This window comes from Cellulophaga baltica, from assembly GCF_900102165.1.
Taxonomy (GTDB): Bacteria; Bacteroidota; Bacteroidia; order Flavobacteriales; family Flavobacteriaceae; genus Cellulophaga; species Cellulophaga baltica.
The window spans coordinates 154,820-169,367 of sequence record NZ_FNBD01000001.1 but is presented as its reverse complement, the minus strand read 5'-3'; the positions used below and the strand labels follow the sequence as shown (position 1 = coordinate 169,367).

At 34.1% G+C, this 14,548-nt stretch carries 14 protein-coding genes; 8 read left to right on the top strand and 6 right to left on the bottom strand.

The window, feature by feature from the left end; translation table 11 throughout:
* Positions 1-94 precede the first annotated feature (94 nt).
* Complete coding sequence (locus BLQ19_RS00775; RefSeq protein ID WP_074537100.1) at positions 95-1,609, top strand: GH3 auxin-responsive promoter family protein; 1,515 nt, start codon at positions 95-97, stop codon at positions 1,607-1,609.
* A gap of 72 nt (positions 1,610-1,681) precedes the next feature.
* Entirely contained in the window at positions 1,682-2,227 is a 546-nt protein-coding gene (locus BLQ19_RS00770; protein WP_025615904.1) for a hypothetical protein, read from the top strand.
* Here the strand turns inward: BLQ19_RS00770 and clpX are convergent.
* The 6 genes from clpX to BLQ19_RS00740 all read right to left on the bottom strand — a co-directional run bounded on the left by clpX (position 2,224) and on the right by BLQ19_RS00740 (position 7,704).
* Positions 2,224-3,459, bottom strand: coding sequence for an ATP-dependent Clp protease ATP-binding subunit ClpX (gene clpX / locus BLQ19_RS00765; RefSeq protein ID WP_025615903.1), 1,236 nt, complete (start codon positions 3,457-3,459; stop codon positions 2,224-2,226). The two genes, BLQ19_RS00770 and clpX, sit on opposite strands and share 4 nt — an antisense overlap.
* A 98-nt stretch (positions 3,460-3,557) precedes the next feature.
* Positions 3,558-4,238: an ATP-dependent Clp endopeptidase proteolytic subunit ClpP gene (gene clpP / locus BLQ19_RS00760; RefSeq protein WP_025615902.1), complete on the bottom strand. Its 681-nt coding sequence runs from the start codon at positions 4,236-4,238 to the stop codon at positions 3,558-3,560.
* Between the two features lie 87 nt (positions 4,239-4,325).
* Positions 4,326-5,648 carry a trigger factor gene (tig, locus tag BLQ19_RS00755; protein ID WP_034664696.1) on the bottom strand — a complete coding sequence of 441 codons (1,323 nt, stop codon included), beginning with the start codon at positions 5,646-5,648 and terminating at the stop codon, positions 4,326-4,328.
* A gap of 102 nt (positions 5,649-5,750) precedes the next feature.
* Entirely contained in the window at positions 5,751-6,098 is a 348-nt protein-coding gene (locus BLQ19_RS00750) for a phage holin family protein (protein WP_074537099.1), read from the bottom strand.
* A 107-nt stretch (positions 6,099-6,205) separates the two neighbouring features.
* Positions 6,206-6,976, bottom strand: coding sequence for an alpha/beta fold hydrolase (locus BLQ19_RS00745; RefSeq protein ID WP_074537098.1), 771 nt, complete (start codon positions 6,974-6,976; stop codon positions 6,206-6,208).
* Positions 6,976-7,704, bottom strand: a complete 729-nt coding sequence (locus BLQ19_RS00740) for a pyridoxine 5'-phosphate synthase (RefSeq protein WP_074537097.1) — start codon at positions 7,702-7,704, stop codon at positions 6,976-6,978. The genes BLQ19_RS00745 and BLQ19_RS00740 overlap by 1 nt, the downstream gene beginning before the upstream one ends.
* Before the next feature lie 86 nt (positions 7,705-7,790).
* Between BLQ19_RS00740 and BLQ19_RS00735 the strand changes: the two genes are divergently transcribed.
* The 6 genes from BLQ19_RS00735 to BLQ19_RS00710 all read left to right on the top strand — a co-directional run bounded on the left by BLQ19_RS00735 (position 7,791) and on the right by BLQ19_RS00710 (position 14,510).
* The gene (locus tag BLQ19_RS00735) at positions 7,791-8,447 is read left to right on the top strand and encodes a CBS domain-containing protein (protein WP_024481798.1); all 657 of its coding nucleotides are present in this window, start codon (positions 7,791-7,793) and stop codon (positions 8,445-8,447) included.
* Between the two features lie 5 nt (positions 8,448-8,452).
* Positions 8,453-9,334, top strand: coding sequence for an NAD kinase (locus tag BLQ19_RS00730; RefSeq protein ID WP_024481797.1), 882 nt, complete (start codon positions 8,453-8,455; stop codon positions 9,332-9,334).
* A 116-nt stretch (positions 9,335-9,450) separates the two neighbouring features.
* Positions 9,451-10,146 carry a type IX secretion system protein PorG gene (porG, locus tag BLQ19_RS00725; RefSeq protein ID WP_029447100.1) on the top strand — a complete coding sequence of 232 codons (696 nt, stop codon included), beginning with the start codon at positions 9,451-9,453 and terminating at the stop codon, positions 10,144-10,146.
* Positions 10,147-10,151: 5 nt separating this feature from the next.
* Positions 10,152-10,892 carry an undecaprenyl pyrophosphate synthase gene (gene uppS, locus BLQ19_RS00720; RefSeq protein WP_025615896.1) on the top strand — a complete coding sequence of 247 codons (741 nt, stop codon included), beginning with the start codon at positions 10,152-10,154 and terminating at the stop codon, positions 10,890-10,892.
* Positions 10,864-13,521 (top strand): BamA/OMP85 family outer membrane protein, encoded by a 2,658-nt coding sequence (locus tag BLQ19_RS00715; RefSeq protein WP_074537096.1) that lies wholly within the window; start codon positions 10,864-10,866, stop codon positions 13,519-13,521. Before uppS ends, BLQ19_RS00715 begins: the two co-directional genes overlap by 29 nt.
* A 197-nt stretch (positions 13,522-13,718) precedes the next feature.
* The gene (locus BLQ19_RS00710) at positions 13,719-14,510 is read left to right on the top strand and encodes an OmpH/Skp family outer membrane protein (protein ID WP_024481793.1); all 792 of its coding nucleotides are present in this window, start codon (positions 13,719-13,721) and stop codon (positions 14,508-14,510) included.
* The last annotated feature ends 38 nt before the right edge of the window (positions 14,511-14,548 follow it).

The following is a 14,548-nucleotide window of genomic DNA, read 5'->3' as shown; positions in this document are numbered from 1 at the left end:
TAAATTTTTAATCGAAAACCTTAAAGTTTAAAACGATTTCTTAAATTGTTAAACTCAAATTAATGAAACTAATTAAGGCTTAAAGATACCTAAAATGTCAATACCATTATTTAATTCTATTGCTTCTTGGCTATTGAAAAAGCGCTATCATCAGATAGAACTTTTTTTAAAATACCCAGAAGAAGTGCAGCAAGAAGTGTTGATGCAGCTGTTATCTTTTGCAAAAGATACGGAAATAGGGAGGAAGCATGAATTTGGTTCTATATTAAGTTATAGGACTTTTGCAAGCAGAGTGCCTGTAACTTCTTATGAGGAAATGGAACCTGATATTGAGCGTACACGCAGAGGGGAGCAGAATATTTTTTGGCCTACAGGAATTAAATGGTTTGCAAAGAGCAGTGGTACTACCAATGCTAAAAGCAAATTTATTCCGGTAAGTACAGAAGCTTTAGAAGATTGCCACTATAAATCGGGTAAAGATTTACTTTGTTTGTATTTGAATAATAATGAAAATTCTCAATTGTTTACGGGTAAAAGTTTGCGCTTAGGAGGGAGTAAAGAGCTCTACGAGGATAATGGTACGTTCTTTGGGGACCTGTCTGCCATATTAATAGATAATATGCCTTTCTGGGCAGAACTTAGTAGTACACCTAGTAATAAGGTTTCTCTAATGAGTGAATGGGAGTCTAAGTTAAAGGCTATTATCAAAGAAAGTACGCAAGAGAATGTTACCTCCCTTGCGGGAGTGCCTTCGTGGATGCTTGTTTTGTTAAATAATGTGATAAAAGATACGGGTAAGGATCATCTTTTTCAAGTTTGGGAGAATTTAGAAGTCTACTTTCATGGCGGGGTTAGTTTTAATCCATACAAGGAACAATATAAAAAACTATTACCTCGAAAAAGTTTCAATTATTACGAAATATATAATGCGTCTGAAGGGTTCTTTGCAATACAAGATCGAAACAATTCTGATGAGCTCTTATTAATGTTAGACTATGGTATCTTTTATGAGTTTATTGCCATGGATACGTATTACGATGAGGAGCAGAAAATTGTACCGCTTTGGGAAGTGCAAAAGAACAAGAATTACGCTATAATTATAACTACCAATGCTGGTTTGTGGCGTTACAAAATAGGGGATACTATAAAGTTCACATCTATTAGTCCGTACCGCATTAAAGTTACAGGGAGAACAAAACATCATATTAATGTGTTTGGTGAGGAGTTAATTATAGAAAATGCGGAGGAAGCGCTGCGTAATACGTGTATGAAGACTGATTCAGAAATAAAGGATTATACTGCGGGGCCTATCTTCATGGCGGGCACAGAGAAAGGGGGGCATGAGTGGATTATCGAATTTAGAAAACCGCCAAAAGAGGTCGCTTATTTTACAGAAATCTTAGATAATGCTTTAAAGTCTCTTAACTCAGATTACGAAGCAAAGCGCTATAATAATATTACCTTGAAAATGCCTAAGGTACATGTGGCTCGGGAAAATTTGTTTTATGATTGGTTGAAATTGAAAGATAAATTGGGAGGACAGCACAAGATTCCTAGGTTGTCTAATAAAAGAGATTATGTTGAGGAATTATTAGGGATGAACCAATAAAATAGTTTTTCTTCCGTTTTAGAGTAGCATTTATTGTAATAACTAACCAATCAATAAAAATTAACTATAATTATGGCAGAAAGATTAGTAATAGTCTCTGATATGTGGGGCACCAAGAAAGGACAGTGGATTACGTCCTATTTAGGATACCTTCAGCAGCATTTTGATATTGTCTTCTATGATTGTCAAGAACTGGCTAATATAAATTTGGTGGTAGAGAATCAAGAATCTTTACATCATGAGTTTGTAAATGGTGGTATAGAAACAGCTGTGGCTCATTTGTTAAAAAGAGAAATAATTCCAAGTCATTATTTGGCTTTTAGTACCGGTGGTACTATTGTGTATAAAGCGGGATTGCAAGGATTGCCTGTAAAATCCTTACATGCCATATCTCCAACAAGAGTACGTTTTGAAAAAATGAAACCTAATTTTCCGTTCAAATTAGTATTTGGAGCCAATGATCAATATAGGCCAGAAAAAGAATGGGGAGATAATTTAGATATTTCCGTTACTGAAGCTTCAGGTTTTGGACATGAACTGTATTCAGACGAAAAAATTATCAAGCAAGTCTGCTTAGAGTTGCTTGATAAAGTTATAAAAAAGCAGTTTCAAGATTAAGAAACTGCTTTTAATTTTTTGATTGTATCAAACGATAGTTTTTTCTCTGCGTACGATTTAGATACTTTTAATTGTTTTTCATCACTGCTAGGTAATTCAAACATTGCATCTGTAAAAATAGCTTCGCATAAAGAGCGTAAACCACGTGCGCCAAGCTTGTATTCAATGGCTTTCTCTACAATATAGTTTAAGGCATCCTCGGTAACCGTAAGTGTAACGTCATCCATTTTAAACAACTTTTCATATTGTTTTATAATGGCATTCTTAGGTTCTGTTAAGATGGCTCTCAAGGTTTTTGTGTCAAGAGGATTCATGTGAGTTAATACCGGAAGTCTACCAATGATTTCAGGGATTAAACCAAATTCTTTTAAATCTCTAGGGATAATATATTGTAAAATATTGTTTTCATCTGGTCTGTCTTCATTTTTAGAAGCACTATAGCCAATAGATTGCATGTTTAAACGCTTGTTAATTGCGCGCTCAATACCATCAAAAGCACCACCAGCAATGAAAAGAATGTTTTCAGTGTTGACCTCTATAAATTTTTGATCTGGATGCTTACGGCCTCCTTTAGGTGGAACGTTAACAACAGTTCCTTCCAATAATTTTAGCAAGCCTTGTTGTACTCCTTCGCCAGAAACATCTCTTGTGATAGATGGGTTGTCGCTTTTACGAGCAATTTTATCAATTTCATCAATAAATACAATACCGCGCTCTGCTTTTTCTAAGTTATAATCAGCAGCTTGTAAAAGTCTCGTTAAGATACTTTCGACATCTTCACCAACATAACCAGCTTCTGTAAGGACGGTTGCATCCACAATAGCCAAAGGAACATTAAGCATTTTGGCAATTGTCTTAGCCATTAATGTTTTACCAGTTCCTGTCTGGCCCACCATGATAATGTTACTCTTCTGGATTTCTACATCATCTTCTTTCGAAGAAGGTTGTAAAAGTCGTTTATAGTGATTGTAAACAGCAACGGACATAACTTTCTTGGTGCGTTCCTGTCCAATGATAAATGTGTCTAAAAAGTCTTTTATTTCAAGAGGCTTTTTTAATACTAATTCTGAAGATAAATCTTCATTTTTAGTTTGTTTGGACTCTTCTGCAACAATGCCATGAGCTTGCTCAATACATCTGTCACATATGTGGGCGTCTAAACCAGCGATTAATAAATTCGTCTCTGGTTTTTTTCTTCCACAAAAAGAGCATTCTAAACTTTCTTTTGCCATAATTTTAATACCATTAGTAAACTAAAACGTTTAAAAAGGTCGTTTTAGTTTACTTTTTTATGTTACTACTGTTTTTAGTAGTTTATATTTTGTCGAAATTACTTTGTTTCTCTTACAAGAATCTCATCGATCATTCCATAGATTTTAGCTTCATCAGCTTTCATCCAATAGTCACGATCACTATCATCACGAACTTTTTCTAAATCGTGATTAGAGTGCTTAGCGATGATTTCGTATAATTCATCTTTAAGCTTTAAAATTTCTCTAGCAGTAATTTCAATATCGCTAGCTTGTCCTTGAGCGCCACCCATTGGTTGGTGAATCATTACACGAGAGTGGGTTAATCCACTACGTTTTCCTTTTTCACCAGCACATAGAAGTACGGCACCCATTGATGCTGCCATTCCTGTACAAATTGTAGCTACATCAGGCTTTATATATTGCATTGTATCGTAAATACCTAAACCAGCATATACGCTACCTCCTGGAGAGTTAATATAAATCTGAATGTCTTTTGATGCATCAGCACTTTCTAAGAATAATAATTGTGCTTGAACAATGTTTGCTACTTGATCATTTATTCCAGTACCTAAAAATATGATCCTGTCCATCATTAATCTTGAAAATACGTCCATAGCAATTGCATTTAGTTGACGTTCTTCTATAATGTTAGGAGTCATGTTTGTAGGGTACATGCTACTCATGATTTTATCGTAATACATGCTACTAATACCTTGGTCTTTTATAGCATAGTTCTTGAATTCTTTTCCGTAATCCATAGATATCTAGATGTGTTTTTAAATAAAAAAAAGGTGTTGAAAACAAGTTTCCAACACCGTAAAGATACTTATTTTATCTTTCAAAAACTACCCGTAAACTTCCTTGACAAAGTTTTCGTAAGTAACCTCTTTAGTTTTTAGATTTGCTTTTTCTTTGTAAAGCGTTAATAATTTTTGACTCATTAACTGCTCAGACAAACGCTTCACTTCATCTTGGTTAGATAAAACTCTACCAGCGATGTTTTCTAATTCTTCTTCAGCAGGATTCATTTGGCCAAATTGTGCCATTTGAGATTTAATAAAACCTTTAGAGAATTCTTTTAATTCATCAAACTGAACTTGAAGTTTATTTTCTGTAATGATCTTACCTTCAATTAATTGGTAGCGCAAGCCTTTTTCAGATTTTTCAAACTCTTCAGTAGCTTCTTCGTCTGTTAAAACTTTTTCACCCGTTAATTTGATCCATTTTTTCAAGAAATCTGTAGGCAAGTCAAACTTTGTAGTATCAATGAAATTTTCAGTGATATCATTCAGTAATTTTTGGTCTGCTTGTTGTGCAAACTGCTGCTCAGAATCTTCTTTGATTTTTGCTTTAAGCTCTTCTTCTGAAGAAACAACATCTTTGCCAAAAAGTTTGTCAAATAAATCTTGATCTAATTTTGCAGGTTCTCTTTCGTTAATTTCTTCAATAGTGAATGTTACATCGATAGCAAGTTTTTCTGCTTTCTCTGCTTGGATTCCTAAAGCAGAAGCTAATTCTTGATCTTCACTAAACAAACCTTTAGTGTTGATTGTGATAACATCACCAACTTTGCTTCCTACTAAAGCGTCTGTTGCTTTTTTGCTTTTAAGCGTACTTATTTCTAAGGTAGCTTTGTTTTCAATTTCTTCTTCTTCATTTTTGAAAACACCAACAACTTCGTCTTTTTTACTTACTTCAGCTTTGCTAGTAAGTGTGCCATATTGCTTCTGAATACGCTCAACTTGTTCGTTGATCATTTTATCATCCGCAACTATTTTGTATTCTGTGATTGCTTTCTTAGATTTTAAATCTACTTCAAAACTAGGTGCTAAACCTAATTCGAATTCGAATTCAAAATCTTCAGCATCCCAATTGAAATTATCACGTTGTTTTGGTAATGGATTACCAAGAACATCTAACTTTTCCTCAGTAAGATACTTATTAAGGTTGTCTTGTAATAATTTGTTTACTTCATCAACTAATACGGCTTTTCCGTATTGTTTCTTGATAAGACCCATAGGTACTTGTCCTTTTCTGAATCCAGGAATATTTGCTTGTTTCCTGTAGTCTTTAAGAATACTTTCTACCTTGTCTTGGTAATCATCTTTTGTAACGGCAACCTTTACAACAGCATTTAATTCGTCAATCTGTTCTTTAGTGATATTCATACTCTATATCTAATTTTACTTCAATAAAATGGTGTGCAAAAGTACTACATTTTGTCAATTCTGCCAACTTTTTAAGTTGCTGAATTTCAAAAGTATAACTTCTTATTGCTTGTCATCATTTAATAAGGAGAATAATATAGATTGTAAAAATGATAAGCATAAACTAAATAGTATCGCCCATAAAACGCCATCTACCGTAAAACCACCAATTAAATTGCTTGCTAATAGGATTATGATTGCATTGATAATCAAGAGGAATAAGCCTAGTGTAATGATGGTGACCGGTAACGTAAGGATGACTAAAATTGGTTTCACGATGAAATTTAATAAGCTTAAAACAACAGCTACTATAATTGCCGTAAAAAAGCTGTCAACATTTACATGCGGTAATACATAAGATAAAATAACTACCGCCAGTGCGCTTAATAATATTCGGAGTATAAATTTCATAAGAGTTAGATTTTGAATTTAAAAATGTACTTAGTACATTAAAGTTAGGAATATAAAATGATATTGTTTTAAGTTATTATTTAAAATAATTAAAAGTGTACCTGTTTTTAATTTTTCATAAAAGCGAATGAAAGTTCATAAAACTGCTTTGGGTTTTCGGCATGTAGCCAGTGCCCTGCGTTTTTTATTTCTGCTACTTGTGCTTCAGGAAAATGCCTTTTTATTTCGGGATAATCTTCAAGGGCAATGTATTCAGATCTGTCTCCTCGTAAAAATAGGGTAGGACCAGCGTAACTATCGGTGTTGTTAATGTTTTCACCTACTTCTTCCATGCGCTCACTTAATACCTTCAGGTTAAACCTGAAATCTAATTTTCCTTTTTCTCTCCAATACAAATTCTTTAATAGAAATTGTCGTGTCCCAAAATCTCTGATGTGTTTTTTTAATGCAGTGTCTGCGTCAGTTCTAGAGCTTAAGGTTTCTAAGTCTATTGCATTTAACGCGTTGATAATTTCTTGGTGATGTGGTGGATAATATTTTGGAGCTATATCTGCAATAAGTAATTTTTCTACTTTCTCAGGATAGGTGCAGGCAAAAAGCATGGCTGTTTTACCACCCATGGAATGGCCTAGTAAGATTGTTTTATCAATCTTGTGATGCGCCATATAATGCAGTAAATCTTCCGCTAATACATCATAATTAAACCTGTCCGATTGAAAGCTTTTTCCATGATTTCTTTGATCAACAAGGTGTACTTCAAAACCATTTTCTGAATACTGGGTGCCTAGAGTTTTCCAATTGTCAGACATGCCTAAAAATCCATGAAGGATAATTAAGGGCTTGCCGCTGCCTAGTATTTGAGAGTGTAATATCTGCATTATTTTAATTTGTGTAAATACATGTTAATCACATTATCTATTCCAAGATATAAAGCTTCGCAAATCAAGGCATGACCAATAGATACTTCTAATAAGTTAGGAACGTTTTCTTTAAAGTAACGTATATTATCCAAGCTTAAATCATGACCTGCATTTATGCCAAGGCCTACAGAGTTCGCGGTGAGTGCGGCTTTTGTAAAGGGGGCAATGGCTGCTTCCTTTTCTTCAGCAGTTGTTGCTAGGCTGTAATTATGTGCATAGCTTTCGGTGTATAATTCAATACGGTCTGTACCTGTTTTTGCTGCATGTTCTATAATGGTACTTATAGGGTCAACAAATATGGAGGTTCTAATATTGTTACTTTTGAACGTTTGGATAACCTCTTTTAAAAAGTCTTGGTGCTTTATAGTGTCCCATCCGGCATTAGAGGTGATCGCATCTTCAGCATCAGGAACCAGTGTTACTTGTGTGGGTTTTATTGCTAAAACTAACTCTATAAATTTCTGATTAGGATTGCCTTCAATATTGTATTCTGTAGTCACAATATTTTTTAAATCACGAGCATCGGCATATCTAATATGCCTTTCGTCTGGTCTTGGATGAATAGTAATTCCCTGAGCCCCGAATTCTTCAATGTCTTTGGCAACAGTGAGTAAATTTGGCACATTGCCACCTCTTGCATTTCTTAACGTTGCAATTTTATTTATATTAACACTTAATTTTGTCATTGGTTCCAATTTCTTGAAAACAAAAATACAAATAAGGCATGCTTTTTGCCATATTTAATTAGTAATTTGCAGTAATTATAAGGAATATGAATATACAATCACATATAATAACAACACTTCCCATATTTGCATTGGAAGGATCCATGAAAGATGTCGTGAAATTTTTCAAAGACACAACGCATTCTCATGTGGCTATTGTTGCTCAAGAAAAATTCTTAGGAGTTTTGGCAGAGAATGATATGGAGCTTTTTAATATTTCTACTAAAATAGAAGATTACAAGTATAGCCTAGAATCTGTTTTTGTGACGAAAGAAACTTCTTGGTTAGATGTTCTGGAATCTTTTGCTAGAAATGAAGCTAATATTCTTCCTGTTTTGGATGAGAACTCTCAAGTAATTGGGTATTATTTGCTAACGGATATTGTTAGTGTTTTCATAGATACACCATTTTTTACGGAACCTGGTGGTATTTTGGTGGTAGCTAAAGGCATTAAAGATTATTCTTTTAGTGAGATTGCCCAGATCGTAGAAAGTAATAATGCAAAGTTAATTGGAGGCTTTATAACCGATTCTAAGAATGATGTTATTCAGGTGACTATTAAGATTGGAAGTTCTAATTTAAACGATATTATACAGACCTTTAGAAGGTATAATTATAGCATATTATATGGTAACAATGATGATCAATTCTTAGAAGATTTAAAAGAACGATCTGATTATTTGACTAAATATTTAAACGTATAATTTTTATGAAAGTTGCCATTTACGGACAAACTTATTCAGATAATGCACTTGATTACGTAGTTGAGTTATTGGATGAATTGAGCACCATTCCTGCCGAAATTTATTTTGAAAAGGAATTCTATCAGTTATTAGAAAAATCTAGAACAGTAAAAGAATTTGAGGTGTTTACTGCGGAAAGTGGTTTGGATAATTCTTTTGATATGTTCGTAAGTTTTGGGGGAGATGGTACTATACTACGCGCAATTACCTATGTCCGAGATTTGAATATTCCTATAGTGGGGGTTAATACGGGGCGTTTAGGGTTTTTGTCTACTTTTAAGAAAGAGGATGTACGTAAAGTGGTGAAAGAATTTGTTTCTGGAGACTATACTATCGTAGAAAGAAGCTTGGTAGAAGTGCATACGGAACCTCAGTTACCAGAATTTGAAAATTTAAATTTTGCATTAAATGAGGTGACGGTAAGTAGAAAAGATACCACATCTATGATTACGGTTGAGACGCATTTAAATGGGGAATATTTGACATCTTATTGGGCAGATGGGCTTATTGTAGCTACACCTACAGGGTCTACTGGGTATTCCTTGAGTTGTGGAGGTCCGGTGATAGCTCCTACCGCAAAATCATTAATATTAACACCTATTGCACCTCATAATTTAAATGCTAGGCCATTGGTAATTTCTGATGATACGGAAATTAGATTAAAGGTTTCGGGAAGAGAAGAAAATCATTTGGTGTCTTTAGATTCTAGGATTGCTACGGTAGAAAATGGCAGAGAAATTAGAATCAAAAAATCAGCGATCACAATTAAAATGATAGAATATACTTCTGAAAGCTTTTTGAAAACCCTACGTAATAAATTATTATGGGGTGAGGATAAGCGTAATTGATTGGTTTTAAAACAATAAATAGTGCGAATTGTTGTTTATCATTTAGAGAACATCAATCTAATAATTTCAGTTTTATAAACTGTTGGAATTGTTATATTTGCAAACTTTTAAAATACATGAGGACATTTTTGGTGCTAATTGTTGTCTTTTCTTTTTTTGAAATGAAAGGACAAACGTTCGAGGTTGGAGTAATGGCTGGTGGATTGAATAATATAGGAGATGTAGGACGTACAAATTATATATTACCATCTGGTCCGGCTTTTGGAGGTATTTTTAAATGGAATAAGAGTAAACGATATGCATGGCGTGCAAGCGTCTTGTATGGAGAGTTCACGGCAGACGATACTAAATCGAGTATGACCTCTAGGCAACAAAGAGGGTATGTAGTTGATAATAGTATATTGGAATTTTCTGCGGGATTAGAGCTTAATTTTGTGGAGTACAACTTACACCGGTTAGGACCTGCATTTACACCGTATTTATATACAGGGATTACCTACTTTAGGTATGATTATAATTATATAGATGCTAACCAGGTTATAAATTATGATGATCAAAGGGATGGTGCTTTTGCTATACCAATGACCATAGGATTTAAATATAGAATTAGCCAAGTGCTTATCTTAGGAGGAGAAATTGGTGCGAGATACACGTTTACGGATAACTTAGATTTTAGTAATCCTGAAGATGATAATCTAGATTCGTTAGATGTAGAATTTGGAAATATTTTTAGTAACGATTGGTATGTTTTCTCTGGGTTGACCTTAACATATACCTTTAAAAGAAAACCTTGCTCTGATTGTTTTGATTGATAGATATGAACACACTAGAGAATATTGATAAAACAAAAGTACCTAATCATCTAGCCATTATTATGGATGGTAACGGAAGATGGGCGAAACAACATGGCAAAATGAGAGTTTTTGGGCATGAAAATGGCGTAAAAACAGTACGTAATGTTGTGGAGTCTTGCGTTAAAATGAAAATTCCTTACCTAACACTTTACACATTTTCAACCGAAAATTGGAAAAGGCCAAAATTTGAAATTGATACTTTAATGAGGCTCTTAGTGTCATCACTACGAAAAGAACTGCCTACCTTTATGGATAATGGTATTAAGCTTAATACCATAGGAAATATAGCTTCTTTACCTAAAAGAGCACATAAAGAATTGTTAGAAGTAATTAAAAAAACTAGCAATAATACAGGTATGACTTTAACTTTAGCATTAAGTTATGGTGCTAGAGAAGAACTCAAAAACGCTATACAAGAGATAAGTAGCAAAGTTAAAAATAATATAATTTCCTCAGAAAACATTGACGAAACCATTATTAATAACCATCTTTACACGCATGATTTACCAGATGTAGACCTGCTTATACGTACAAGTGGAGAACATAGGATCAGTAATTTTTTACTTTGGCAAATTGCATATGCCGAACTATATTTTACGAATGTTTTATGGCCCGATTTTACAGAGCAACATTTGGTTGAAGCAATTTTAAATTACCAAAATAGAGAACGAAGATTTGGAAAAACTAGCGAACAACTTATCTAGAGGTGTAAAAAAGATCACCTCTCCCCAATTAGCATTTACTTTTATTTTATTTCTAACCGCACTAATTTCTACCGCACAAGAAGCATCTTCTTATGAGGAAGGGAAAAAGTACATTTTAGGAGGTTTAGAAGTAACGGGGCTCCAAAGTTATAATGAGCAAACGGTAAAAACCTATACGGGTTTAAGAGATGGTCAACCTATCACCGTTCCTGGAGAAGAAATTAGTGCTATCATTAATAAGTTATGGAACTTAGAACTTTTTAGTGATATAAGTTTTTATATTACGAGAATAGAAGGAGAAAGTATTTTTCTAGAATTAAGTATTTTAGAAAGACCTACGCTATCTAATGTTACTATTTATGGGGTTAAAAAAGGAAAAATAGATGACATCTTAAAAGATACCGATCTTAAAAAAGGTAAGAAAATTACAGAGAACCTAATCTCAAACACTAAAAACTACCTTCAGAACAAATACAAGAAAAAAGGGTTTTTAAATACTAAAGTGGCTATTGCTACTGCAGTAGATACTTCTGAGGCTAATGCGCAGAGCATGGTGATCAATATAAAGAAGGGAACAAAAGTAAAAATCAGCAATATTAATTTTGAAGGCAACGAAAAATTATCTGATAAAAGACTTAAGAAGGCGCTAAAGAAGACCAAAGAAAAATCATTAAAAAATATTTTAACCCTAAAAAGGTCTAAGTATATTCCTGAGGAATATGATGCAGATTTGGTAAAGTTGGTAGAGACGTACGCGGAGAAAGGGTATAGAGATGCCCGTATTATCTCTGATTCTGTTTCTAAAAACGGAGATGACCTTATTGATATTACTATTAAGGTAGAAGAAGGAGATAAGTATTATTTTGGGGAAATAGATTTCGTTGGAAATACAGTATATACAGATAGACAGTTGAGCTCTGTTTTAGGGATTAAAAAAGGAGATACCTATAATGGGGTATTACTTAAGGAAAGAATTGCTGATAATACCAAGCCAGATCCAAATGATATTACAAGCTTATATCAAAACAATGGCTATATGTTTTCTAGTATTAATCCTGTAGAGATGTCTGCAGCAAATGATACTATTAATTTTGAAATTAGAATTATAGAAGGTAAGGAAACATTCCTTAACCATGTTACTATAGATGGTAACGATAAAACAAATGATCATGTAGTGTATCGTGAATTACGTACAAGACCAGGTCAGAAATATAATAAAGCAGATATTATTAGAAGTATCCGTGAGCTTGGTGCTTTAGGATATTTTGATGCAGAAAATGTAAAGCCAGATGTTTTAAACCCAGATCCTAACTCAGGTACGGTAGATTTAAATTATAGTTTGGTAGAATCTGGTTCAAGTCAGATAGAGTTGCAAGGTGGTTATGGTGGTGGTGGTTTCATCGGTACATTAGGATTGTCTTTTAGTAACTTCTCTATAAAAAACTTATTTAACGGCGAGTCTTACAAGCCGGTACCTATGGGAGATGGTCAAACATTTGCCTTACGTTTGCAAGCAAGTCAGACGTATAGAGTATACAGCTTAAACTTTTCTGAGCCTTGGCTAGGTGGTAGAAAGCCAGTTGGTTTTAACATGTCTTTATCAAGAACACAGCAGTTTAGAGCGTCTTATAATAATAGCGGAAGTTTTGATGTAGACAAAGATCAACAATTCTCTATTACGGGTATTACTTTAGGGATTGCAAAACGTGTGCAATGGCCAGATGATTTCTTTACCATATCACATTCGGTAGGATATCAATTGTATAATTTCCAAGATTATAATTTAGGACTTTTCAATTTTGGCGATGGTAAAGTTAATTCTTTAGCGTATACCCTAGGAATTTCTAGGAGATCAGCAGGAACAAACCCAATTTTCCCAACATCAGGATCTAACTTTGAAATTAAAGCAAAGTTCACACCGCCATGGTCTTTATTAAACGGGAAAGATTATAATCAATTAAATGAAGATGAAGCTGCGGTTTATGCAAGTACTGAATCTGATGCTACTAGGACAGAGGAGATAGAGCGTATTGAACGTGAACGTTTCAAGTGGTTAGAGTTTTATAAAGTAAATTTCAAAGGAGATTGGTATACTACCTTAATTGGTAATGTAAGTAATAAATCTTTAGTATTAAGAACAAACGCTGAGTTTGGTTTCCTAGGAAACTACAACAGTAAAGTGGGCGATGTGCCTTTCGAACGTTTCTTTGTAGGGGGAGACGGTATGGGGAACTTTACCCTAGATGGTCGTGAGAATGTTCAGCTTAGGGGGTATGAGAACCAATCAATAACGCCTTATGTAACCAATGAATTTACAGGTCAAACAGATCAAGCTGGGGGACTTATCTATAACAAGTTCTCTATGGAATTAAGGTATCCTTTAACGCTTAAGCCATCTGCTTCTATATATGGCCTTGTGTTCGCAGAAGGAGGTAATGCTTTTACGAGCTTTAAAGAATTTAATCCTTTTGAAATTAAAAGATCAGTAGGTGCTGGTTTACGTATATTTATGCCTGCTTTTGGTTTGTTAGGTATTGACTTTGGATACGGTTTTGATACCGATTTAAATCCTGGTTCTGTAGGGCCAAGTGGTTGGCAGACTCACTTTATTATTGGTCAGCAGTTTTAAAAAATTGTATAATTAAAAACACGTATTACCATCAACCTAATTAATAATAGTATTAATTTTGATAGTAGTACGTGTTTTTTTTTGTTATTGGTGAGATAAAGACTGTTTTTTGCAGTTAAATCGTAGAATCTAATAACATTCTTAAATAATTTAATTATTTTGGCACGATATTTTCTATTATAGTAAATGTAAACGAAATGAAAACAAAGGTTCTTTTAGTTATCAGTACAATTCTATTAGCTATCAATGGCTTCTCTCAAACCCGTGGAGTGAGAATAGCGTATATAGATATGGAGTATATTTTAGAAAACGTTGAGGAGTATAGAGAGGCAAACGATCAGCTCGATACAAAGGTTCAGAAATGGAAGTTAGAAATTGAGCAAGAGAAAAGCGCTGTAGATCAAATGAAGAAAGATTTGATGGCAGAAAAGGTACTGTTAACAGCAGAACTTATTGAGGAGCGAGAAGAAGAGATTAGTCTTCTAGAAAAAGAAATGTTCGATTACCAACAAGATCGATTTGGGCCAGGAGGAGATTTGTTTTTATCCAAACAACGTTTAATACAGCCAATACAAGATCAAGTATTTACGGAAGTACAGAAAATTGGTCAGAGTAAGAATTATGATATGATTTTTGATAAATCTGCTGATGTTGTTATGTTGTATGCGGAGAAGCGATTAGATATCAGTGATTTAGTATTAAAAGCAATTTCTAGAACACGTAAAGTAAGTGCTGCTCGTGAGAAAATGAACAAGCGTGATGAAGAGCCTGTAGAGCGAGAAATGAGCGATGCCTTAAAAGAGCGAAAAGAGCAAGCGTTGGATGCGCAAGAGACCAGAGAAAAGTTAGCGTCAGATAAAAGAGAAGAGCAGTTAAAATTACGCGAAGAACGCAAGAAAGCGTATGAAGCAAGACGTAAGAAATTGTTAGAAGAGCGTGAGGCAAAGAAAAAGGCAGCTCAGGAAGCAGAAGAAAAAGAAAATAATTAAATAATTTTAAACTCAAAAAGTGCCCGTACGGGAATAAA

Excerpts from the sequence above, each read along its gene's own strand:
- BLQ19_RS00775 (WP_074537100.1), top strand. The coding sequence starts at position 95 with ATGTCAATACCATTATTTAATTCTATTGCTTCTTGGCTATTGAAAAAG.
- BLQ19_RS00770 (WP_025615904.1), top strand. The coding sequence starts at position 1,682 with ATGGCAGAAAGATTAGTAATAGTCTCTGATATGTGGGGCACCAAGAAA.
- clpX (WP_025615903.1), bottom strand. The coding sequence starts at position 3,459 with ATGGCAAAAGAAAGTTTAGAATGCTCTTTTTGTGGAAGAAAAAAACCA.
- clpP (WP_025615902.1), bottom strand. The coding sequence starts at position 4,238 with ATGGATTACGGAAAAGAATTCAAGAACTATGCTATAAAAGACCAAGGT.
- tig (WP_034664696.1), bottom strand. The coding sequence starts at position 5,648 with ATGAATATCACTAAAGAACAGATTGACGAATTAAATGCTGTTGTAAAG.
- BLQ19_RS00750 (WP_074537099.1), bottom strand. The coding sequence starts at position 6,098 with ATGAAATTTATACTCCGAATATTATTAAGCGCACTGGCGGTAGTTATT.
- BLQ19_RS00745 (WP_074537098.1), bottom strand. The coding sequence starts at position 6,976 with ATGCAGATATTACACTCTCAAATACTAGGCAGCGGCAAGCCCTTAATT.
- BLQ19_RS00740 (WP_074537097.1), bottom strand. The coding sequence starts at position 7,704 with ATGACAAAATTAAGTGTTAATATAAATAAAATTGCAACGTTAAGAAAT.
- BLQ19_RS00735 (WP_024481798.1), top strand. The coding sequence starts at position 7,791 with ATGAATATACAATCACATATAATAACAACACTTCCCATATTTGCATTG.
- BLQ19_RS00730 (WP_024481797.1), top strand. The coding sequence starts at position 8,453 with ATGAAAGTTGCCATTTACGGACAAACTTATTCAGATAATGCACTTGAT.
- porG (WP_029447100.1), top strand. The coding sequence starts at position 9,451 with ATGAGGACATTTTTGGTGCTAATTGTTGTCTTTTCTTTTTTTGAAATG.
- uppS (WP_025615896.1), top strand. The coding sequence starts at position 10,152 with ATGAACACACTAGAGAATATTGATAAAACAAAAGTACCTAATCATCTA.
- BLQ19_RS00710 (WP_024481793.1), top strand. The coding sequence starts at position 13,719 with ATGAAAACAAAGGTTCTTTTAGTTATCAGTACAATTCTATTAGCTATC.